Origin of the sequence: Sphingomonas sp. MMS12-HWE2-04, assembly GCF_044881185.1 — a bacterium.
In the GTDB taxonomy this organism is placed as follows: domain Bacteria; phylum Pseudomonadota; class Alphaproteobacteria; order Sphingomonadales; family Sphingomonadaceae; genus Sphingomonas.
The window spans coordinates 2,659,734-2,679,511 of record NZ_CP173254.1; the positions used below are offsets into that span (position 1 = coordinate 2,659,734).

General features: G+C 66.8%; 22 protein-coding genes and 1 pseudogene. 17 read left to right on the forward strand and 6 right to left on the reverse strand.

Annotated features, from left to right (window positions below; translation table 11 throughout):
* Positions 1 to 7 precede the first annotated feature (7 nt).
* Positions 8 to 817 carry a transglutaminase domain-containing protein gene (locus AB2M62_RS12205; protein WP_404334067.1) on the forward strand — a complete coding sequence of 270 codons (810 nt, stop codon included), beginning with the start codon at positions 8 to 10 and terminating at the stop codon, positions 815 to 817.
* Here AB2M62_RS12205 and AB2M62_RS12210 read toward each other — a convergent pair whose 3' ends face one another.
* Together AB2M62_RS12210 and AB2M62_RS12215 are read right to left on the reverse strand one after the other, a co-directional pair.
* A complete protein-coding gene (locus AB2M62_RS12210) occupies positions 818 to 1,600 on the reverse strand; it encodes an arginyltransferase (RefSeq protein ID WP_404334068.1) in 783 nt (260 codons plus the stop codon).
* Positions 1,601 to 1,916: 316 nt separating this feature from the next.
* Positions 1,917 to 3,161 carry a threonine ammonia-lyase gene (locus AB2M62_RS12215; protein ID WP_404334070.1) on the reverse strand — a complete coding sequence of 415 codons (1,245 nt, stop codon included), beginning with the start codon at positions 3,159 to 3,161 and terminating at the stop codon, positions 1,917 to 1,919.
* Positions 3,162 to 3,219: 58 nt separating this feature from the next.
* Here AB2M62_RS12215 and AB2M62_RS12220 point away from each other — a divergent pair, with 58 nt between their 5' ends.
* Complete coding sequence (locus AB2M62_RS12220) at positions 3,220 to 4,872, forward strand: amidohydrolase (protein WP_404334071.1); 1,653 nt, start codon at positions 3,220 to 3,222, stop codon at positions 4,870 to 4,872.
* Positions 4,872 to 5,555, forward strand: a complete 684-nt coding sequence (locus AB2M62_RS12225; protein ID WP_404334073.1) for an HPP family protein — start codon at positions 4,872 to 4,874, stop codon at positions 5,553 to 5,555. Before AB2M62_RS12220 ends, AB2M62_RS12225 begins: the two co-directional genes overlap by 1 nt.
* A 69-nt stretch (positions 5,556 to 5,624) precedes the next feature.
* On the opposite strand, the gene ctrA is transcribed toward AB2M62_RS12225, so the two are convergent.
* Together ctrA and AB2M62_RS12235 are read right to left on the reverse strand one after the other, a co-directional pair.
* A complete protein-coding gene (gene ctrA, locus AB2M62_RS12230; RefSeq protein WP_404334075.1) occupies positions 5,625 to 6,332 on the reverse strand; it encodes a response regulator transcription factor CtrA in 708 nt (235 codons plus the stop codon).
* 162 nt (positions 6,333 to 6,494) lie between these two features.
* On the reverse strand, positions 6,495 to 7,421 hold the full coding sequence (locus AB2M62_RS12235) for a LysR substrate-binding domain-containing protein (protein WP_404334076.1): 927 nt from the start codon (positions 7,419 to 7,421) through the stop codon (positions 6,495 to 6,497).
* Positions 7,422 to 7,531: 110 nt separating this feature from the next.
* Here AB2M62_RS12235 and AB2M62_RS12240 point away from each other — a divergent pair, with 110 nt between their 5' ends.
* The 8 genes from AB2M62_RS12240 (at position 7,532) to AB2M62_RS12275 (ending at position 12,589) form a co-directional block, all read left to right on the forward strand.
* Positions 7,532 to 8,230: a pirin family protein gene (locus tag AB2M62_RS12240; RefSeq protein ID WP_404334078.1), complete on the forward strand. Its 699-nt coding sequence runs from the start codon at positions 7,532 to 7,534 to the stop codon at positions 8,228 to 8,230.
* A gap of 12 nt (positions 8,231 to 8,242) precedes the next feature.
* On the forward strand, positions 8,243 to 8,854 hold the full coding sequence (gene wrbA / locus AB2M62_RS12245) for an NAD(P)H:quinone oxidoreductase (protein ID WP_404334080.1): 612 nt from the start codon (positions 8,243 to 8,245) through the stop codon (positions 8,852 to 8,854).
* A 113-nt stretch (positions 8,855 to 8,967) separates the two neighbouring features.
* Positions 8,968 to 9,630: an RluA family pseudouridine synthase gene (locus AB2M62_RS12250; protein ID WP_404334081.1), complete on the forward strand. Its 663-nt coding sequence runs from the start codon at positions 8,968 to 8,970 to the stop codon at positions 9,628 to 9,630.
* The gene (arfB, locus tag AB2M62_RS12255) at positions 9,623 to 10,024 is read left to right on the forward strand and encodes an alternative ribosome rescue aminoacyl-tRNA hydrolase ArfB (RefSeq protein WP_404334083.1); all 402 of its coding nucleotides are present in this window, start codon (positions 9,623 to 9,625) and stop codon (positions 10,022 to 10,024) included. The genes AB2M62_RS12250 and arfB overlap by 8 nt, the downstream gene beginning before the upstream one ends.
* Positions 10,024 to 10,410 carry a VOC family protein gene (locus AB2M62_RS12260; protein WP_404339928.1) on the forward strand — a complete coding sequence of 129 codons (387 nt, stop codon included), beginning with the start codon at positions 10,024 to 10,026 and terminating at the stop codon, positions 10,408 to 10,410. Before arfB ends, AB2M62_RS12260 begins: the two co-directional genes overlap by 1 nt.
* A 28-nt stretch (positions 10,411 to 10,438) precedes the next feature.
* Positions 10,439 to 10,927, forward strand: a complete 489-nt coding sequence (locus tag AB2M62_RS12265; RefSeq protein ID WP_404334085.1) for a GAF domain-containing protein — start codon at positions 10,439 to 10,441, stop codon at positions 10,925 to 10,927.
* Between the two features lie 122 nt (positions 10,928 to 11,049).
* On the forward strand, positions 11,050 to 12,012 hold the full coding sequence (locus AB2M62_RS12270) for an RcnB family protein (RefSeq protein WP_404334087.1): 963 nt from the start codon (positions 11,050 to 11,052) through the stop codon (positions 12,010 to 12,012).
* Positions 12,013 to 12,082: 70 nt separating this feature from the next.
* Positions 12,083 to 12,589 carry a hypothetical protein gene (locus AB2M62_RS12275; RefSeq protein WP_404334088.1) on the forward strand — a complete coding sequence of 169 codons (507 nt, stop codon included), beginning with the start codon at positions 12,083 to 12,085 and terminating at the stop codon, positions 12,587 to 12,589.
* A 10-nt stretch (positions 12,590 to 12,599) separates the two neighbouring features.
* Here the strand turns inward: AB2M62_RS12275 and AB2M62_RS12280 are convergent, their stop codons facing one another.
* Complete coding sequence (locus AB2M62_RS12280) at positions 12,600 to 13,892, reverse strand: M20/M25/M40 family metallo-hydrolase (RefSeq protein ID WP_404334089.1); 1,293 nt, start codon at positions 13,890 to 13,892, stop codon at positions 12,600 to 12,602.
* A gap of 7 nt (positions 13,893 to 13,899) precedes the next feature.
* Positions 13,900 to 14,355 (reverse strand): universal stress protein, encoded by a 456-nt coding sequence (locus AB2M62_RS12285; RefSeq protein ID WP_404334091.1) that lies wholly within the window; start codon positions 14,353 to 14,355, stop codon positions 13,900 to 13,902.
* Positions 14,356 to 14,486: 131 nt separating this feature from the next.
* Between AB2M62_RS12285 and AB2M62_RS12290 the strand changes: the two genes are divergently transcribed.
* From AB2M62_RS12290 to AB2M62_RS12315, 6 genes and pseudogenes are all read left to right on the forward strand, one after another.
* Positions 14,487 to 15,797: a pyruvate dehydrogenase complex dihydrolipoamide acetyltransferase gene (locus tag AB2M62_RS12290; protein ID WP_404334093.1), complete on the forward strand. Its 1,311-nt coding sequence runs from the start codon at positions 14,487 to 14,489 to the stop codon at positions 15,795 to 15,797.
* Between the two features lie 13 nt (positions 15,798 to 15,810).
* Positions 15,811 to 16,041 carry a hypothetical protein gene (locus AB2M62_RS12295; protein ID WP_404334094.1) on the forward strand — a complete coding sequence of 77 codons (231 nt, stop codon included), beginning with the start codon at positions 15,811 to 15,813 and terminating at the stop codon, positions 16,039 to 16,041.
* Positions 16,031 to 16,420: an acyl-CoA thioesterase gene (locus AB2M62_RS12300; RefSeq protein ID WP_404334095.1), complete on the forward strand. Its 390-nt coding sequence runs from the start codon at positions 16,031 to 16,033 to the stop codon at positions 16,418 to 16,420. The genes AB2M62_RS12295 and AB2M62_RS12300 overlap by 11 nt, the downstream gene beginning before the upstream one ends.
* Positions 16,421 to 16,518: 98 nt before the next feature.
* A pseudogene (locus tag AB2M62_RS12305) lies at positions 16,519 to 16,752 on the forward strand (endonuclease domain-containing protein); the annotation flags it as partial.
* A 155-nt stretch (positions 16,753 to 16,907) separates the two neighbouring features.
* Positions 16,908 to 18,308, forward strand: coding sequence for a dihydrolipoyl dehydrogenase (gene lpdA / locus AB2M62_RS12310; protein ID WP_404334097.1), 1,401 nt, complete (start codon positions 16,908 to 16,910; stop codon positions 18,306 to 18,308).
* Between the two features lie 53 nt (positions 18,309 to 18,361).
* Positions 18,362 to 19,717 (forward strand): hypothetical protein, encoded by a 1,356-nt coding sequence (locus tag AB2M62_RS12315; RefSeq protein ID WP_404334099.1) that lies wholly within the window; start codon positions 18,362 to 18,364, stop codon positions 19,715 to 19,717.
* The last annotated feature ends 61 nt before the right edge of the window (positions 19,718 to 19,778 follow it).

Here is a 19,778-nt window from a genome sequence, read left to right on the forward strand (position 1 = left end):
GGCCCGGTTGCGCATCGCCGTCGAACATCGCTCGCGCTACCGCTTCTCCGAGCCGCAGGCCCGGCTCGTCCAGATGCTGCGCCTGACGCCGTGCGACACCCAGGATCAGACCGTGGTGAGCTGGATGATCGGCGTCGATTGCGACGCCCGCATGCGCGATGCCGTCGACGGCCTCGGCAATGCCGTGACCATGCTCTATGCCGAGGGACCGATCGAGGCGATCGACATCACGGTGACCGGCGAAGTGCTCACCGCCGATACCAACGGCGTGGTGCACGGATCGGCGGAGCCGCTGCCGCCTCTGCTCTATCTGCGCGCGACGCCGCGCACGCTTGCCGGCGACGGCCTGCCCGCCTTCGCGCGCGACATCGCCGGCAGTGCCTCCGATCCGCTCGCCCGGCTCCACGCGCTCAATGCGGGGCTCCACGCGCGCTTTCGTTGCGCTCCCGATGCCCCCGATACCGGCGTTTCCGCCGCCGAGGCATTTGCCAGCGGCGACGCAACCTCGCGCGACGTCGCGCAGATGTTCATCGCCGCAGCCCGCTGCCTGACGCTGCCGGCACGCTACGTCTCGGGCTACCGCATCCACGAGGGCGCCCCGTGCGCACCGCATGCCTGGGCAGAGGCGCATGTCGAAGGGCTGGGCTGGGTCGGCTTCGATCCTGTCGCAGGCCATTGCCCGGACGAAACCTATATCCGCGTCGCAGTGGGACTCGATGCCGCCGGTGCCGCGTCGATCGCGGGCACCCGGGTCGGGCATGGCGAGGAGCAGCTCGACGTCGCGCTCAGCGTCGACCAGCTCGGCGGCGAGGAATGATCAGGCGAATTCGCTGACGCGCACCGGCGCGGCGACCGGCGCGAGGTCTTCGTCGGTGAGCAGCGACCAGCCGCTCGGGCCGAGCACTTCGATCGGGCGATAGCGCGTCTTGTACGCCATCCGCTCGCTGCCCTTCACCCAATAGCCGAGATAGACATAGGGCAGGTTCGCCGCGCGGCTGCGCAGGATGTGATCGATGATGATGAAGTTGCCTAGCCCCGGCCGGCCCTCGTCGTCGGCGGCGAAGAAGCTGTAGATCATCGAGAGGCCGTCGGCCTGCTGATCGGTGATGCACGCGCCGATCAGGCGGCCGCGCACGCCGTCGACGCTCGGCTCGCGATATTCGATCACGTACGAGCTGACCGGCGACTGCTCGACCATGTCGGCATAGTCGCTCTCGTCCATCGCGGCCATGCCGCCGCCCGGGTGCCGGGCCTTGAGATAGCGGTGGAGAAGCTCGAACTGCTCCTCGGTCGCCCAGGGCTTGCACGCCGTGACTTCGAGATCGGCATAGCGCTTGAGCAGCTTGCGCTGGCTAGCATTGGGCTTGAACTGATCGGCCACCACGCGGACCGAGACGCAGGCGGTGCAGCCCGCGCAGCTCGGCCGGTACGCGACCGACTGGCTGCGGCGGAAGCCGATCCGGCCCAGTGCGTCGTTGAGCTCGCCGGCGTGCTGCCCGCTAAGCTCGGTGAAGATCTTCCGCTCCTGCCGCCCCGGCAGATACGGACAGGGCGAGGGGCTGGTCACGAAGAAACGCGGGAAACGGGAAAGTGCAGTCACCGCTGGTTCGCCTTTGCTCAGACCATCGGAATCGGTCTTTCAACGCGGACTATGGAGCGGCGGATGCATGATGAAAAGCCGCTTTACCATGAAAGAAAGTTAACGCCGCCAAGATTGGACTTTACGCAAACACAAGGCGTTGCGCCCGCCGGACGCGGGTGGCGGCCGAACGATGTTAACTTTTGGGACGGCAAGGCTGCCGCGCGCACGCGCAGCATATACCAGCGATTAATCCGCGAGAATCGCCGTGCGGCTCGCTTCGCCGCACGCGCGATTCGCTTGGCCGCGCCCCGGCGCAATGCCGGGGATCACGGCCTCAGGCCAGTTCGACCTGGCTCACTTCATATTGCGCGCGGCGCAGCGCGGTGATCAGCCGGTCGAGATGGTTGCGATCGCGCGTCTCGCATTCGATGTCGGTGATCAGCCCTTTGGCCGGCAGCGTGGTGAACACGCGCTGGTGATAGACTTCGATGATGTTCACGCCCTGCTCGTGGAAGATCCGCGAGACGTGGAACAGCGCGCCCGGCCGGTCCTGCAGCCGCAGCCGCAGCCGCGCCAGCCGGCCCGAGCGAGCGAGATCGCGCAGCAGCACATTGGCGAGCAGCCGCGTGTCGATATTGCCGCCGCACAGGATGATGCCGACGGTCTTGCCCTTGAAGCGCTCGGGCTCGGCGAGCAGCGCCGCCAGCCCCGCCGCGCCGGCGCCCTCGACCACGGTCTTCTCGATCTGGAGCAGCAGGCTCACCAATTCCTCCAGCCGCCGCTCGCTGACCAGCACGATGTCGTCGACCAGCGTCTCGACCATCTTGGCGGTGATCCCGCCCGGCTGCTTGACAGCGATGCCCTCGGCCAGCGTATCGCCCGCGCACGGCATGTCGGTATGGTGGATGCGGTTATACATCGAGGGGTAGAGCTCGGCCTGCACCCCGATCACTTCGAGCCTGCGTCCCTCCGACTTGGCGACCGTCGCGCTGCCCGAGATCAGCCCGCCGCCGCCGATCGGCACGACCAGCGTGTCGAGCTGCGGCACGTCCTCGAGCATCTCCATCGCCACGGTGCCCTGCCCCGCGATCACGCGAACATCGTCGAACGGGTGGACGAAGGTCAGGCCCTGCTCGGCCTCGAGCTCGCGCGAATGGGCATAGGCAGCGTCGAAGGTCTCGCCGAACAGCACGACATTGGCGCCATGCCCCTCGGTCTGGGTGATCTTCACCGTCGGCGTGTTCTTGGGCATCACGATCGTGCTGGGGATGCCCAGCCGCGTCGCATGATAAGCGAGCCCCTGCGCGTGATTGCCCGCCGAGGCCGCGATCACGCCCTTGGCGCGTGCCGCCTCATCGAGCTGCAACAGCGTGTTGAGTGCGCCGCGTTCCTTGTACGCCGCAGTGAACTGCAGGTTCTCGAACTTGAGATAGACCGTGGCGCCGGTCAGCTCCGAGAGCGTCCGGCTAATCAGCGTCGGCGTCCGCACGATCTGGCCGGCAATGCGCGCCTGCGCTGCACGGACGTCATCGATCGAAACGGGGAGCGGCGCGGTCGCCGATGCTGCTTTGGTGGCCATAATGCCTTCGCCTAGACCATCTGGCGCGGCGGGGGAACAGGCCCTATGCCCGCGCTCGATGTTCAAATCCCTTGCGCGCCTGCTCGCCCCGCTCGTTCTCCTCCTTCCCGGCGTGGCCCGCGCCGACGGGCTGGTCGACAATGTCAACGGCATGACCCTCGACGCGCAGGGCCAGGTCCAGCGCTTCACCGGGCTGATGTTCGCCCGCGACGGCAAGATCACCCGGGTGCTGGCAAGCGGCGAGAAGCGGCCGAAAAAGGTCGAATGGAAGATCGACATGGGCGGCAAGACGCTCGTGCCCGGCATGATCGATGCGCATGGGCATGTCATGGGGCTCGGCGCACAGTTGCTCCAGCTCGACCTCTCGCAGACCAATTCGCTCGACGAAGCGCTCGACAAGATCCGCGCTTATGCCGCCGCCAACCCGACCAAATGGGTCGTCGGCAGCGGCTGGAACCAGGAGCGGTGGAAGCTCGGCCGCTTCCCCACCGCAGCCGATCTCGATCGCGCCGTCAGCGACCGGCCGGTCTGGCTCGAGCGCGTCGACGGCCATGCCGGCTGGGCGAATAGCCGCGCGCTCGACGTTGCCGGCCTCACCGCTGCGACCAGGGACCCCAATGGCGGCCGGATCGAGCGCGCGGCGGGCGGCAAGCCCGCCGGCGTGCTCGTCGACGGCGCGATGGCGCTGCTCACCAAGGCCATCCCCGCGCCTACCCCGCGCGAGCGCAACGCCGCCTTCCTCGCCGCGCAGGATCGGCTGATGGCGCTGGGCATCACCGCGACTGCCGATATGGGCACCAGCGTCGACGATTGGCTCACCTATCGCCGGATGGGCGATCTCGGGCTGCTCAAGGTGCGGATCATGAGCTATGCGCACGGCGTCGAAGCTGCGCTCGCGGTCGGCGGCCAGGCGCCGACGCCGTGGCTCTATGACGACCGGCTCCGCATGGGCGGGATCAAGCTCTATGCCGATGGCGCGCTTGGCTCGCGCGGCGCCTGGCTCAAGGCCGATTATGCCGATGCGCCGGGCAATAAGGGCCTCGGCTTCCTCGCCGACGACCAGTTGCTCAACATGATGATTCGCGGCTCGATGGACGGCTTCCAGATCGCCGTTCACGCGATCGGCGACCGCGCCAATCAGCAGGTGCTCGATGCGATCGAGGTCTTGTCCGACACGTACAAGGGTGATCGCCGTTGGCGGATCGAACATGCCCAGATCGTCGATCCCAAGGATCTGCCGCGCTTCGGCAAGTTCGGCACGATCGCTTCGATGCAGCCGGTCCACCAGACCTCAGACCGTACCATGGCCGAGGCCCGTCTCGGCGAGGCGCGGCTGGCCGGCGCCTATGCTTGGCGCTCGATGCTCCAGAACGGCGCCAAGCTCGCCTTCGGTTCGGACTATCCGGTCGAGAGCCCCGATCCTTGGGCCGGCTGGGCGGCGTCGTTCACCCGGCAGGACGCCGACGGGCAGCCGTTCGGCGGCTGGCGCCCGCAGGAGGCGGTGACCCGCGAACAGGGTTGGGCCGGCTTCACCACCGGCGCCGCCTATGCCGGTTTCGCCGAAGACCGGATCGGCCGTCTCGCTCCTGGCATGCGCGCCGACTTTCTGATCCTCGATCGCGATCCGATGCTCGCCGCCCCGGGCGATCTGCGCGCCACCAAGGTGCTCGAGACCTGGATCGGGGGCAACCGCGCCTGGCAGCGCAAATAATGGACGGGTCCGGGGGCCGCTTCGCCCTGCTGCTGGCGGGCGCGAACTGGCGTGAACGGACCATCGCTGGCATCGGCGCCGTTGTGGGAATCGGCCTGTGCGCCGCGATCTCCACCTTAGTGTCACCAAGCCACGGCTTGCTGCTTGCCGCGCCGCTCGGCGCATCGGCGGTGTTGTTGTTCGCGGTGCCGTCGAGCCCGCTGGCCCAGCCCTGGCCGATCATCGGCGGCAATATCGTCTCGGCGCTTGTCGGTGTCGCCGTCGCGCACCTTCTCGGCCAGGGCGCGCTCGCGGCAGGCGTCGCAGTCGGCGTCGCGATCCTCATAATGTCGGCGCTGCGCTGCCTGCACCCGCCCGGCGGCGGCACCGTGCTGCTGCCCGTGCTCGCGCCCGCGCTGCTCGCCCAGGGCTATGCCTTTGCGCTGGTTCCGATCGGGCTCAACGCCGCGCTGCTTGCCGTGATCGGCTTCGCCTTCCACCGCGTCTCGGGCCACAGCTATCCGCATCGCCCGATGAAGGTCCCCGATCGTCCGCGGCTGCTGATGGAAGATATCGACGCGGCGCTGGCGGAATCGGGCGAGACCTTCGACGTCAGCCGCGAGGATCTCGAGGCCCTGCTCGATCGCGCCGAGCGCCATGCCGAGGCGCGCCGCCTGGCGACGGGCCGAGCGCCGCGCGGTTAACTCGAACGAAAAAAGGCCGCGGTCCCAGCGGGGAACCACGGCCTCATGCGTGCTTCGGTAAATCGGAGGTCAGGCGACCGCGGTAACCGCGTTCTCGGCGCCCTCGGGCTCGCGCAGCACATAGCCGCGGCCCCAGACGGTCTCGATGTAATTCTCGCCCTCGCATGCCATGCTCAGCTTCTTGCGCAGCTTGCAGATGAACACGTCGATGATCTTGAGCTCGGGCTCGTCCATCCCACCATAGAGGTGGTTGAGGAACATTTCCTTGGTGAGCGTGGTGCCCTTGCGGAGCGAGAGCAGCTCCAGCATCGCATATTCCTTGCCGGTCAGGTGCACGCGGGCACCATCGACTTCGACGGTCTTGGCGTCGAGGTTCACGGCCAGCTTGCCGGTGCGGATGACCGACTGCGAATGGCCCTTCGAGCGGCGAACCACGGCATGAATGCGCGCGATCAGCTCTTCGCGGTGGAAGGGCTTGGTGACGTAATCGTCGGCACCGAAGCCGAACGAACGCACCTTCGAATCCATTTCATTGATGCCCGAAAGGATCAGCACCGGCGTCGAGACGCGGGCGACCCGGACCTTCTTCAGAACGTCATAGCCGTGCATGTCCGGCAGGTTCAGGTCGAGCAGGATGATATCGTAATCATACAGCTTCGCCAGATCGAGGCCTTCTTCGCCCAGATCGGTCGTGTAGACGTTGAACCCCTCGGTCGAGAGCATCAGCTCAATCGCCTTGGCGGTCGAAGGTTCGTCTTCGATCAGCAGCACGCGCATCGTCGGTTCCCCTGTCCATTGGACGCGTTTTAAGCCCCGCTGGCCGACGCGCTGGACGAATTCATTAACCTAAGCCTGTCTGAAGGCAAAAGGTTAATTTCTGGATAACCGGCCTTGTTCCACGAGTTGTAGGATTTGTACGTAGCGGCGGACTCAAACTCGTTACGGAGTCGAGTCCTTATGCACGTCTCCGCAGGTCCTTCGCAGCCGATCGGTGAGGAATTCGATCAGCGCCTCGACCCGTGCCGGACGCAATGCACCAGGTGGGGTTAACAAATGGAGACCGGCCGATCCGCCGGACCATTCTTCCAAAACCGCCTCCAGCCGCCCGGCGGCAAGATCCTCGTCGATCAGAAAGCCCGGCAGTCGCGCCACGCCCAGCCCCGCGCGCAACGCCGGCAGCATCGCGTCGCCATTGTCGGTGCGCACCGGGCCGTCGATCCGCACCGCTGCTTCCTCGCCCCCCGCGCGGCGGAAGCGCCACAGCTCCGGAGTTGCGGTATTGGTGTAGACGAAGCAGGCATGGTGCGCGAGATCGGCGGGATGCCGCGGCCGCCCGGCCCGATCGAAATAGCCCGGCGCGCCGACGATGTGCGTCGATACCGCCCCCAGCCGGCGCGCGCGCAGCGATGAATCGGGCAGTTCGGCGATTCGCAGCGCGATGTCGATGCCTTCGCCGACGATGTCGACGAACGCGTCGGAGAGGCGCAGGTCGATCTTGATGCCGGGGTGCATCGTCATGAATTCGGCAAGCACCGGCCCGAGATGCTTGATCCCGAAGGTCAGCGGCGCGGCGAGCCGCACCAGCCCGGCCGGCGCACTCGCCAATTCGAACGCCGCCTCGTCTGCCGCAATGCCTTCGGAAAGGATGCGCTGGGCATGTTCGGCCAGCCCGCGGCCGCTGTCGGTGAGCGTCAGCCGCCGCGAGGTCCGGTGGAACAGGCTCGTCTGCAGCTTGCCCTCCAACCGCGTGATCGCCTTCGAAACCGTCGCCTTGGAAACCCCCAGCGCATCCGCGGCAGCACTGAACGAGCGATGCTCGACCACGCTGGCGAATATCGCCCAGGCCTCGAAATCGGGGAGTTTCATGCGCATTCCTTTCTGCGCGATTCGCTAGCAAAGAAACGATCGGTTTCCAACGTTTCCATTTACGCATCGATAGCGCGACTTATCTAGGTCGCATGCAAGGAAACTCTGTCATGATCGAGAAACGTGCTTTTGAAAGCCTCGGCCATGCCAATCATGGCTGGCTCAACGCCCGCCATCATTTCAGCTTCGCCGACTATTATGATCCGGCGCGGATGGGCTGGGGCGCCCTGCGGGTCTGGAACGACGACGAGATCGCCGCCAACAGCGGCTTCCCGCCGCACCCACATCAGGACATGGAGATCATCACCTATGTCCGCTCGGGTGCGATCACCCATCAGGATTCGATGGGCAACAAGGGCCGGACCGGCGCCGGCGATGTCCAGGTGATGAGCGCGGGCAGCGGCGTGCGCCATGCCGAATATAATCTCGAGCCCGAAACTACCACGCTCTTCCAGATCTGGATCCAGCCGCGCGGCACCGGCGGCCAGCCGAGCTGGGGCGCCAAGCCCTTTCCCAAGGGCGATCGCTCGGGCCGCTTCGTCACGCTGGCCTCGGGCTTCGCCGAAGACGGCGACGCGCTGCCGATCCGCGCCGATGCCCGCGTCCTCGGCGCGACGCTCAAGGCCGGCGAGAGCATCGAGCATCAGGTCGGCGAGGGGCGCCATGCCTATCTCGTTCCCGCGGTCGGGTCGATTACCCTTAATGGTGATCGCTTCGGCGCCCGCGATGGGGCAGCGCTTACCGGCGGCCAGACCGTCACTATCACCGCCATCGAAGACACCGAGATCGTTCTCGTCGACTCGGAATAAGGGAGCCTAGCTATGTCGAAGATCCTCGTTCTCTATTACTCGTCCTACGGTCACCTCGCCAAGATGGCCGATGCCGTCGCCGAAGGCGCACGCAGCGCCGGCGCCGAAGTCGATGTCCGCCGCGTTCCCGAAACCGCGCCGGCCGAAGTCGCAGCCGCAGCCGGCTTCGTCGCCGATCACAGCCATCCGGTGCTCGAGGACGTGAACGAACTCGCCAGCTATGACGGCATCATCGTCGGCGCGCCGACCCGCTTCGGCCGTATGTCGAGCCAGATGGCGTCGTTCTGGGATCGCGCCGGTGGCGTGTGGTTCCAGGGCCAGCTCAACGGCAAGGTCGGTGGCGCCTTCACCTCGACCGCCAGCCAGCATGGCGGCCAGGAAACCACGCTGTTCTCGATCCTCACCAACCTGCTGCACTTCGGCCTGACCATCGTCGGCCTCGATTATGGCTATCAGGGTCAGATGGGCGTCGACGAAGTGAAGGGCGGATCGCCCTATGGCGCGACGACGATCGCCGATGGCGATGGCAGCCGCCAGCCGAGCGCGGCCGAGCTCGACGGCGCGCGCTACCAGGGCCGCCGCATCGCCGAAGTTGCCAACAAGCTCGCCGCACCCGCGGCCTGAGCGACCGAAGCCGCGCCGTTCCCCTCCCCCTGTGAGGCGCGGCTTCGCGCGAGGCGGCCAGTTGCCCCTGGCCGCCTCTTTCGCATCCGGCGCAAGCGCGTATAGGCAGGCCCATGCTGCACGACCGCGTTCTCTTCATCGACGGCGAGGCGATGATCATCGACAAGCCCAATGGCTTGCCGGTCGATCGCCCGCGCGATCGTACCCCCGCGCTCGAAGACATGCTCGACCAGCTGACCTTCGGCTTCCAGCGCCTGCCCCTGCCCGTCCACCGGCTTGACCGCGACACCAGCGGCTGCCTGTTGCTCGCGCGCAATCCCAAGGCGCACAAGCGCTTCGCCCAGGCGTTCGAGGCGGGCACCGTCACCAAGAAATATCTCGCGATCCTCGATGGCGTGCCCGAGGACGACAGCGGCATGATCGACTTGCCGCTTTCCAAGGTGTCGAGCGTCGAGACCGGGTGGCGGATGCGCGGCGATCCCAAGGGCAAGGCCGCGCGCACCCGCTGGAAGCTGGTCGAAGCGCATAAAGGCCGCGCGCTGCTCGCTTTCTATCCCGAGACCGGCCGCACCCACCAAATCCGCATCCATGCCGCCGAAGGCCTCGGCATCCCGATCATGGGCGATCCGGTCTATGGCGCCGGCGGCCCCGCGGTGATGCTTCACGCGCTGTCGCTCACCGTGCCGCGCGAAGGCAAGCCCGACGTCCACGGCGAAGCGCCGCTGCCGGTGCGCTTCCACAATGTCGGCTTCGGCGCCAATTACGGCCGTGGCTGAGATCCCCGAAGCGGCGATCGTCGAGGAGAAATTCCTCGCCGCCTCGGGCCCCGGCGGTCAGAACGTCAACAAGGTCGCCACCGCAGTCCAGCTGCGCATCGACGTGTTCCGCCTCGGGCTTCCGCCCTACGCCTATCAGCAACTCAAGACCCTAGCCGGCACCAAACTGACCAGCGCCGGCGAACTCGTCATCACGGCGCGGAAGTTCCGCACCCAGGACGCCAACCGCGCCGACGCCCGCGAGCGCGTGGCCGAGCTGCTCGACAAGGCGCTCGAACGCCAGGCGCGCCGGGTGAAGACCAAGCCGAGCAAGGCCGCCAAGGCGCGCCGCGTCGACGCCAAGAAAGGCCGCAGCCAGGTCAAGGCCGGCCGCGGCAAGGTGAGCTTCGAGTGATCGGCGGCGTCCACCATATCGCGGTGATCTGCTCGGACTATGCCCGATCGAAAGCCTTCTATGTCGAGACGCTCGGCCTGCCGGTGATCCGCGAGGTGTTTCGCGAAGAACGCAATTCGTGGAAATGCGATCTCGATGCCGGCAATGCGCAGATCGAGCTGTTCTCCTTCCCCGCGCCGCCGCCTCGCGTGAGCCACCCCGAAGCCGCCGGCCTGCGCCATCTCGCCTTCACCGTCGCCGATCTCGATGCCGAGCTCGCCCGGCTCCACGCCCACGGCGTCGAGACCGAGCCGGTGCGCATCGACGAATATACCGGCCAGCGCTTCACTTTCTTCGCCGATCCCGACGGGCTGCCGCTCGAACTCTACGAACAGCCCCTCCCCTAACGCGCCGCGATCGCCTACATCGCTCGCCATGTACGCCTTCGACATCGCCGCCGACGACAAGGTCGGCCTGTATCGCGACCTCGCCGCCGCGCTCGATTCGCTCACTGCGGACGAGACCGATCCGATCGCCAACATGGCCAATGTCTCGGCGCTGATCGGCCAGTATCTGCCCGACCTCAACTGGTCGGGCTTCTATCGCAACGTGAACGAGGAGCTCGTGCTCGGGCCGTTCCAGGGCAAGGCGGCGTGCATCCGCATTCCGTTCGGCAAGGGCGTGTGCGGCGCCGCCGCCGCGACGCGCGAGACCCAGCTCGTCGAGGACGTCCACGCCTTTCCCGGCCATATCGCCTGCGACGCCGCCAGCCGCTCTGAACTGGTCGTGCCGATCGTCCACCAGGGCGAACTGCTCGGCGTGCTCGATCTCGACAGCCCCGTGCCCGCCCGCTTCGACGCGGGCGACGCCGCGGGTTGCGAGGCGCTGATGCGTATCCTAGCGCCGCGGATCGCCCCATATTGACGCGCTTGCCCCGGATCGGGACAACGTTAAGCATAGCGAGCGATTTTCGCACCGCGGCACAAAGGTTACTTCTTCGTTAAGCGCGAGAGGTTGGGGGCAACCGACGCCGAGGGAGTGATCAAGTGGTGCGCAACATCTGTTTTATCGCGGCAGCAACTGCAGGCCTCGTCGCCGCGATGCCGGCCGCCGCACAGCATGTCCCGCAGAATGGCCGCATGGTGGTCATGCCGCAGCAGGGCCGTCCCGGCGCCGCGCCGATGCAGCCCGGCCGCCCGGGCTTCAACCATGTCCGCCCAGGCCGCTGGGGCGCGCCGGTCAACGGCCGCTGGAGCGCGGGCTATCGCGCGCCGGGCGGCTGGAATGCGTATCGCCGGCTCGATCGCGGCGCATCGCTCCCGCCTTATTGGCGCGGCCGCGACTTTCGCGTTCCCGACTATCTGAGCTTCGGCCTCTCGGCCCCGCCGCGCGGCTATTACTGGACGCGCTATTATGACGACGCGCTGCTCGTCGACGATGGCGGCCGCATCTGGGATTCTGTTGGCGGAATCGGCTGGGAGGCCGATGCCGACGCCTATGCCGAGGATGGCTATGCCGAGAGCTACGCCGTCGCCGGCGCAGGCTATCCGCCGCCCTCGCTCGACGTCGACGCCGGCGCCTATCACGACGAGGCTCCGGCCTATTCGGCGCCGATCCCCTATCCCGCCCAGCCCTATCCCGGCAGCTACGGCCCGCCGGCGCCGCCGCCCCCGCCCGTCCACGTCCAGACCTATCAGGCCCAGGGCGCGTATCAGGGCGGCGCCTATCAGGGTGGCACCTTCTACGGTGGCAACGCGTATCAAGGTGGGGCCTATCAGGGCGGCGCATACCAGGGCGCGACTTACCAGGGTGGCACTTATTACGCCGCCGGCGGCACCACCACGGTGGTGATCACCCCCGCCCCGATCACCACCACCACGGTGATCGAAGAGCAGGTGGTCGAGGAAAAGGTCGTCACATCGTACGTCCGCGCCGCGCCGCGCAAGCGCGTCGTCCGCAAATGGCGCCCGCGGCCCAAGCCCGCCTGCTGCGTCTGCGGCTGCCGCTGAACACACGAAGCCTCTACTCGTTCTGATTTTGGCAGTTTGACATCGTTTGGGCGAATGCCGAAGGGACGATATGCTCTCAACTTTCTCAGCGTTAAGTTTGCTTCTTGCGATTCCAGCGGAATCGAAGCCACGCCAAAGTGTAGACTGCATTTTGGAAGGTCTAGACTCGGCGAATTCTGCGCAAATTGCTGCTGAAGGAGCAATTTTTATTGAAACCGGCAATTTTTCTGCCGGTGTAGGGCCACTCCTAACCACTGCGCCCGCCTGTATGGCACTTTACCATTGGTCGGCGGCACAAACGCAGCTTGCGGGACGATACACGATCGCCAAGCTGGCACTCCCGTCCGCGGAGGCAGAGCTACGACGCAAAGGCATCAACCCTGAAAAATTGAAAGCTATCTATTTGAGTTTGCCAACGGCAAATAGATCACGCATTTTCACCAGATCAGATGCCGCCATTATGGTTTCGAAATCGCAGGCGGCCGGTCTCGTCCGATCGGATAGTGAACTGTCAATATTGGGCAGGTACGTCGGTCTTCTCAACATGATCGACGCAATTCCCACTATGATTGGCTAGAGCATTCGCGCTAGCGCGACGCAGGCCGCGCCCGCCCGCCAAAGGTCACCACGCTCTCCGAGCCATCCGCCGCCAGCGCCGACACGCCCACGAACGTATCGTCGACAATCACGCCCTTGAGCACCGCCTCGCTGCCGGTCGCGTCGAGATGGTCGGTCCAGTCCTGCGCGTCGGCGCGGCGCCAGTGGATGCGGTATTTCGCGGCGCCCACAACCGGGGTCCAGGCCACGCTGGTGTCGGTCGCCAGCGCCCCGCCGATCGTCACGCTCTCCGGCGCGGCGGGCGCCTTGGCAAGCTGGCGGACCGTCGCGACGTTGATCGCGGTCACCTTGGCCAGATAGGGAAAGTCCATCCGGTCGACGGTGTCGCCATAGACGCGGCCACTTTCGGTGCGCAGGTCTTGGTGCTGCGCATCGTAATTCTCGACGCCGACGCTGAAGCGCACCGCGGGATAGCCGAGCTTGAGGAACGGCGAGTGATCGCCGCCCCGCCCGAACCGATCGGGCCGCCGCACCAGCACGGCGTCGATCCCGCCACTGATGCCCTTCGCCACTCCGTCGATCGCCTTGGCCAGCGCACGCGACGGTCCGTCGTCCTCGCCGCCATCGGCACGGCGCGCGAGTTGCGCTGGACTCGGCTCGACCTCACGGATGCCCTCGGAAAACACGCGCACCCGGTCGGCGACGCGGCGCCCGTCCTGCCCCAGCGTGTTGCCGACGATATCGTTGTTGAGCACCGCGCTGACATTCCAGCCGCGCTCCTTGGCAGTCTCGGCAAGCAATTGCCCGCCGAACAGCCCCTGCTCCTCGCCCGAAAGCGCCGCATAGATCACCGTGGCGGTGAGCTTCTCCTTCGACAGGATCCGCGCCGCCTCGAGTACCAGCGCCACGCCCGAGGCGTCGTCATTGGCGCCCGGCGCGTCCGACGTTGCGTCCATCACATCGGCGACGCGGCTGTCGATATGCCCCATCACGATCACCACGCGCTTGGGATCGGTGCCCGCCTGGAAGCCGAGCACGTCGACGATCTGCACGCCCTTGGGCGCGCGCTCGCCGGTGAAGCCGCGTGCGATATTGGCGACTTCGATGCAGCCGCATTGCTCGCCCAGTTTCGAAAGCTCGCCGGCGAACCAGCGCCGCGCCGCGCCGATGCCGCGCGTGGGATTTTCGGGGTCGGACAGCGTGTGCCGCGTGCCGAAGCTGACGAGCATGTCGACGCTCGCCTTCAATCGCGCGGGATCGGGCCTTTCCTGCGCCGCGGCGGGGGTGGCGAGCAGGACGAGCGGGATCAGGGCAATGCGCATCGGCACCTCAGCTCAGCCGGTCGATCGCTTCGATGTCGAGCGATCCGGGAATGATCATCACCGGCACGCTGAACGTCCCTGCATCGGCGCCGGTGAAGTGGCTGACCAGCTTGCCCGGCGGCCCGCTCGGCGCCGCGCCGAGCACCAAAGCCGCGATCTCGGGATTGGCGGCGATCATCTCGCGCACCACCTTGGCGCCGTCGCCCTCGCGCACCGTGATCGAAGGCGTGATCCCCGATTCGGAGAACAGCGTGCCCGCCGCGCGCGCGACCAGCGCCTCGGCGCGCTGGCGGCTTTCCTCCTCGATCGTCGCCATCACCCCGCCCCATTGGACGAACTCCATCGGCGGCGTCAGCGCGAGAATCTCGACTCCGCCGCCAGTCTTGACCGCGCGCCGCGCCGCGAAGCGCAGCGCGATCTCGGATTCGGGCGTCTCGTCGATCACCACCAGATATGTGCGCATTGCGGCGAAATCCCTCTACTCGCACGTTGAGTGGCGCGTGATTGCACGCCGCGCAAGGCCGGAGGGCTTGACCCTAGGGAACCACGCGGCGAAGGGAGAGCAAAGCCTATCCCACGACCTAAGGACGCCCAATGGGAATCGAAATCAAGATGCCGGCGCTCTCTCCGACCATGGAAGAGGGCACCCTCGCAAAATGGCTCGTGAAAGAGGGCGACACCGTCAAGTCGGGCGACCTGCTCGCCGAGATCGAGACCGACAAGGCCACGATGGAATTCGAAGCGGTCGACGAAGGTGTGATCGGCAAGATCACGGTTCCCGAAGGCACCGACAATGTGAAGGTCGGCACCGTGATCGCGGTGATGGCCGGTGACGGCGAAGAAACGTCCGCTGCCGCCACGCCTACCCCGACGCCGGCGCCCGCGCCGGCTGCGGCACCCAAGGCCGAAGCTGCCCCTGCCCCGAGTCCGGCGGCCACGCCCGCGCCGACTCCGGCCGCCGCACCCGCCGCGAGCGGCAACCGCGTTAAGGCAAGCCCGCTGGCCAAGCGCCTCGCCGCCGAAAAGGGCCTCGATCTTTCGAGCGTCACCGGCTCCGGCCCGAACGGCCGCATCGTCAAGGCCGATCTCGAAGGCGCCAAGCCCGGCGCGGCACCCGCTGCCAAGCCTGCTGAAACAGCGGCGGCTCCTGCCCCCTCAACCTCGGCGCCCGCCGCCGCACCTGCCGAGCACAAGCCGGTCTGGTACGACGAGTCGATCCCGCACGAGGAAGAGAAGCTCTCCAACATCCGCAAGACGATCGCGCGCCGGCTCACCGAGTCGAAGCAGACGATCCCGCACATCTATCTCACGCTCGACATTCGCCTCGATGCGCTGCTCAAGCTGCGCGGCGAGCTTAACAAAGCGCTCGAGCCGCGCGGCGTGAAGCTCTCGGTCAACGATCTGTTGATCAAGGCGCTCGGCGTCGCGCTGATCCAGACGCCCAAGTGCAACGTCACCTACACCGGCGACAAGCTGATCAAATATAGCCGCGCCGACGTCTCGGTCGCGGTGTCGACTCCCACCGGGCTGATCACGCCGATCATCCGCGATGCCGCGGGCGTCAGCGTCTCGTCGATCTCGTCGCAGATGAAGGACCTTGCCGGCCGCGCCAAGGAAGGCAAATTGAAGCCCGAGGAATATCAGGGCGGCACTGCCTCGCTTTCCAACATGGGCATGTTCGGGATCAAGCAGTTCGAGGCAGTGATCAATCCGCCCCAGGGCATGATCATGGCGATCGGCGCGGGCGAGAAGCGCCCGTTCATCATCGACGACGCGCTCGGCATCGCCACGATCATGTCGGCGACCGGCAGCTTCGATCACCGCGCGATCGATGGCGCCGACGGCGCGCAGCTGATGAAGACGTTCAAGGAACTGGTCGAAGCCCCGATGGGCATGATCGCCTGAGGAGCCCCGGGCGATGCGCGTCCTTATCGAAGTGGTGCACATCGCGATCGGGCTGGTCGCGGCGGCGCTGATCGGCACCGCCGCCGCCTGGTCCTATCCGCGCGCCACCGGCGACATCTGGCTGGTCACCTATGTGATGATGGCCGCGGTGGTGCTGATGGGAATCGGCCCGGTCCGCCGTGCCTTCGAGCAGGATCGGACCAAGCTCGACAACGGCATCAAGGGCACCCGGCATGACGGTTGAATCGACGCCTCCCAGCACGCAGCCGGCGATCCGGGTCAGCACGATGCCGGCCGACGCCAATGCCTATGGCGACATCTTCGGCGGCTGGCTGATGGGCCAGATGGATTTGGCCGCGGGCCTCGTCGCCGCCCGCCATTCGCGCGGCCGCGCGGTGACGATCGCAGTCGAGGGGATGAAGTTCCACGCCCCGGTCACCGTCGGCGACGAAGTCTCGGTCTATGCCGAGATCGTCAAGGTCGGCCGCACCTCGATGACGATCGAAGTCCAGGCCTGGCGCCGCGCCCGCCATTCGGAGGAAAGCTGCCTCGTCACCCAGGCGCATTTCGTCTTCGTCGCAGTCGACGAACACAAGCGCCCGCGGCCGGTGACGGAGGGGTGATCGCAGATCCTTCTTCACCCTCCCCCATTTCGGGGGAGGGATGGGCCCGCCGCGCAGCGGTGGGAGGGAGAGGGCGCGCGCTCGCAAGAGCGCGCGAAATGCGGAAGAACCCTACCGAAGCAGAGCGCGTGCTGTGGACACTGCTCCGCAATCATCGCTTCGTCGGGACGAAGTGGAAACGCCAGCAGGAGATCGGCAAGTACATTGTTGATTTCGTTTGCTTCGAGAAGCGCTTGATCGTCGAGGCCGACGGTTCGCAACATGTCGACAGCGCCTATGACGAACGTCGCGACACCTGGCTATGCGGCCAGGACTTCCGATTGCTCCGCTTTTACAACAACGACGTATTGGCACAGCCGGAGGCCGTGCTCACATCTATTCTCAACGCGGTCGAAAGCAGTGGAGCCGGCATCGAGCCGGCTCCACTGCTGACCCCTCTCCCCGGCCCTCCCCCGCAAGGGGGAGGGAGCAGAAGGCTGGATAATCAATGGCTGAATCCTACGACGTTATCGTTCTCGGCTCCGGACCCGGCGGCTATGTCGCCGCGATTCGTGCTTCGCAGCTGGGCCTCAAGACCGCGATCGTCGAGCGCGAGCTGCTGGGCGGCATCTGCCTCAATTGGGGCTGCATTCCCACCAAGGCGCTGCTCCGCTCGGCCGAGATCTTCCACTATATGCAGCATGCCAAGGATTACGGCCTCGCCGCCGAGAAGATCAGCGCGGACCTCGATGCCGTGGTCAAGCGCTCGCGCGGCGTTGCCAAGCAGCTGAACCAGGGCGTCACGCACCTGATGAAGAAGAACAAGATCGCCGTGCACATGGGCACCGGCAAGCTGACCGGGAAGGGCAAGCTCAGCGTCACCGCCGAAGACGGCAAGGTGACCGAGCTCACCGCCAAGAACATCATCCTGGCCACCGGCGCGCGCGCCCGCGATCTCCCCAATCTGCCTGCCGACGGCAACAAGGTGTGGACCTATCGCCACGCGATGACGCCCAAGGAAATGCCGTCCAAGCTGCTCGTCATTGGATCGGGCGCGATCGGCATCGAGTTCGCCAGCTTCTACAACGACATGGGCAGCGACGTGACCGTGGTCGAGATGCTCGACCGCATCGTGCCGGTCGAGGACAAGGACATCTCCGCACACCTCGAAAAGGCACTCAAGAAGCAGGGCATGACGATCCACACCAGCGCCAAGATCGACAAGATCGAGGCGACGGCCGCGGGCATCAAGGCGACGATCACCGGCAAGGACGGCAAGTCCACGCCCGGTGAGTTCAGCCATGTCATCGTCGCGATCGGCATCGTGCCCAACACCGCGGACATCGGCCTCAAGGAGCTCGGCGTCGATGTCGACGATCGCGGCTTCCTCAAGACCGATCCGGCCTGCAAGACCAATATCGAGGGCCTCTGGGCGATCGGCGACATCACCGCGCCGCCCTGGCTCGCGCACAAGGCCAGCCACGAAGGCGTGATCGCCGCCGAGGCGATCGCCGGCAAGCACCCGCACGCGATGGACCCGCGCAACATCCCGGGCTGCACCTATTGCCACCCGCAGATCGCATCGGTCGGCCTCACCGAGGCCAAGGCCAAGGAAGCCGGCTACGAGGTCAAGGTCGGCAACTTCCCGTTCATTGGCAACGGCAAGGCGATCGCGCTCGGCGAAGCGGAGGGTTTCGTAAAGACCGTATTCGACGCCAAGACCGGTGAGCTGCTCGGCGCGCACATGATCGGCGCCGAAGTCACCGAGATGATCCAGGGCTACACCGTCGGCAAGACGCTGGAGACCACCGAGGCCGAGCTGATGGAAACGGTGTTCCCGCACCCGACGATCAGCGAGACGATGCACGAGAGCGTGCTCGCCGCCTATGGCCGCGCGCTGCACATCTGACGCGCCTTTCGCCCAAGGCCCTTGGGATCGCGGCGGCGCTGCTCTGCGCCGCCGTGCTGGCGTTCTTCTGGCCCGGCGTCGCGCATTACGACACGATCGCGCAATATCAGCAGGTCGTCTCCGGCGCCTATTATGACTGGCATCCGCCAGCGATGGCGCGGCTCTGGTCGCTGTTCCACGCTGCGGGCTGGGCCGGCCAGGGCCCGATGTTCCTGCTCCAGACCGCGCTTTACTGGGGCGGCCTCGGCCTGCTCGCCGCCGCGCTCGCCCACGGCGGTGCGCGGATCGCCGCGCTCGCAGTGCTCGCGCTCGGCCTGTGGCCGCCCTTTCTCGGCTGGCAGGCAGTGGTGGTCAAGGATGGCCAGATGGCCGGCGCACTGCTCGCCGCCACCGGGCTCGTCGCCTGGAAGCGGCTGGCCGGCAAGCCGCTCGGCCTCGCGCTCCCCGCGATCCTCGCGCTCTTCCTCTATGCCGTGCTCGTCCGCGCCAATGCTGTATTCGCGGTGGCACCCCTGGCGGTAGGGCTGCTTACCCCGTGGCGCTGGCAGGAATGGCCCTCGCGCGCGCTGCTGATCGGCGCGGCCACGCTTGCCGTCCTCGCCCTGTCGCCCGCAATCAACCAGCGCCTGCTCGGTGCCGAGCCCAGCGGCGTCGAAACGACCCAGCCGATCTTCGACCTTGCCGGCATCGCCCACCGCGCCGGGCCCGACGCTGTGCCGCTGGTCCCCTCGGAGACCTGGCGCAGGCTCGAGGCCCAGCGTTGCCACTCCTCGATCCTGTGGGACATCTTCTCGACCGGGAAGCGCTGCGATTTCCTCCAGCAGGGCCTCACCGGCCAGCCGCGCCAGGCGATCGTCGCCGCCTGGTTGCGCGCGATCCGCGAACATCCCGCCGCCTATCTGTCGCACCGCCTCGCGCATTGGAACGCGACGATGCGATGGTTCGTGCCCTGGCACTTCCCCCAGGCGGTGCCGCAGGCGGCGTCGTTGCCCAATGGCTTCGGCCTGGCCTCTCCAGACCCCCAGGTGGCGGCGTATGATCGCGTCGCCGGCTGGCTGGCCAACAGTCCTCTCGGAGCGCCGATCCTCGCTTTGGCGGTCGCGCTGGCGGTGCTGGCGCTCGCCCGCCCCGCCCACAGCGTCGCGCACGGCCTCGCCGTCCCGCTCGCACTCTCGGCAACGGCGATGGAACTGAGCTTCCTCGTCGTCAGCATCGCCGGCGATTGGCGCTACCATCTCTGGTCGATGCTCGCCGCCGGCCTCTCCGCGATCCTGCTGCTCACCCGGCCCCTCCCCCGCCGCGCCGCCCGCATCGCGCTGGCCGGCATTGCCCTGGTTGCGCTCACCAGCCTCGGCGCCCGCCTGATGCTGCCCCAGGTCGGCGACGCGTACGAGGCGCTGATCCGCTGACCCGGCGCGGGGCCGATCCGGAAAAAGCAGCTCTGCCCCGATCCCGCTGGCGTTCGCAGCG

What these genes read in the sequence shown, in the direction of transcription:
- AB2M62_RS12215 (WP_404334070.1), bottom strand. Translation starts at nt 3,161, where the DNA reads ATGGCCACCAAAGCAGCATCGGCGACCGCGCCGCTCCCCGTTTCGATC.
- AB2M62_RS12220 (WP_404334071.1), top strand. Translation starts at nt 3,220, where the DNA reads ATGTTCAAATCCCTTGCGCGCCTGCTCGCCCCGCTCGTTCTCCTCCTT.
- AB2M62_RS12225 (WP_404334073.1), top strand. Translation starts at nt 4,872, where the DNA reads ATGGACGGGTCCGGGGGCCGCTTCGCCCTGCTGCTGGCGGGCGCGAAC.
- ctrA (WP_404334075.1), bottom strand. Translation starts at nt 6,332, where the DNA reads ATGCGCGTGCTGCTGATCGAAGACGAACCTTCGACCGCCAAGGCGATT.
- AB2M62_RS12235 (WP_404334076.1), bottom strand. Translation starts at nt 7,421, where the DNA reads ATGAAACTCCCCGATTTCGAGGCCTGGGCGATATTCGCCAGCGTGGTC.
- AB2M62_RS12240 (WP_404334078.1), top strand. Translation starts at nt 7,532, where the DNA reads ATGATCGAGAAACGTGCTTTTGAAAGCCTCGGCCATGCCAATCATGGC.
- wrbA (WP_404334080.1), top strand. Translation starts at nt 8,243, where the DNA reads ATGTCGAAGATCCTCGTTCTCTATTACTCGTCCTACGGTCACCTCGCC.
- AB2M62_RS12250 (WP_404334081.1), top strand. Translation starts at nt 8,968, where the DNA reads ATGCTGCACGACCGCGTTCTCTTCATCGACGGCGAGGCGATGATCATC.
- AB2M62_RS12265 (WP_404334085.1), top strand. Translation starts at nt 10,439, where the DNA reads ATGTACGCCTTCGACATCGCCGCCGACGACAAGGTCGGCCTGTATCGC.
- AB2M62_RS12275 (WP_404334088.1), top strand. Translation starts at nt 12,083, where the DNA reads ATGCTCTCAACTTTCTCAGCGTTAAGTTTGCTTCTTGCGATTCCAGCG.
- AB2M62_RS12280 (WP_404334089.1), bottom strand. Translation starts at nt 13,892, where the DNA reads ATGCGCATTGCCCTGATCCCGCTCGTCCTGCTCGCCACCCCCGCCGCG.
- AB2M62_RS12285 (WP_404334091.1), bottom strand. Translation starts at nt 14,355, where the DNA reads ATGCGCACATATCTGGTGGTGATCGACGAGACGCCCGAATCCGAGATC.
- AB2M62_RS12290 (WP_404334093.1), top strand. Translation starts at nt 14,487, where the DNA reads ATGGGAATCGAAATCAAGATGCCGGCGCTCTCTCCGACCATGGAAGAG.
- AB2M62_RS12295 (WP_404334094.1), top strand. Translation starts at nt 15,811, where the DNA reads ATGCGCGTCCTTATCGAAGTGGTGCACATCGCGATCGGGCTGGTCGCG.
- AB2M62_RS12300 (WP_404334095.1), top strand. Translation starts at nt 16,031, where the DNA reads ATGACGGTTGAATCGACGCCTCCCAGCACGCAGCCGGCGATCCGGGTC.
- lpdA (WP_404334097.1), top strand. Translation starts at nt 16,908, where the DNA reads ATGGCTGAATCCTACGACGTTATCGTTCTCGGCTCCGGACCCGGCGGC.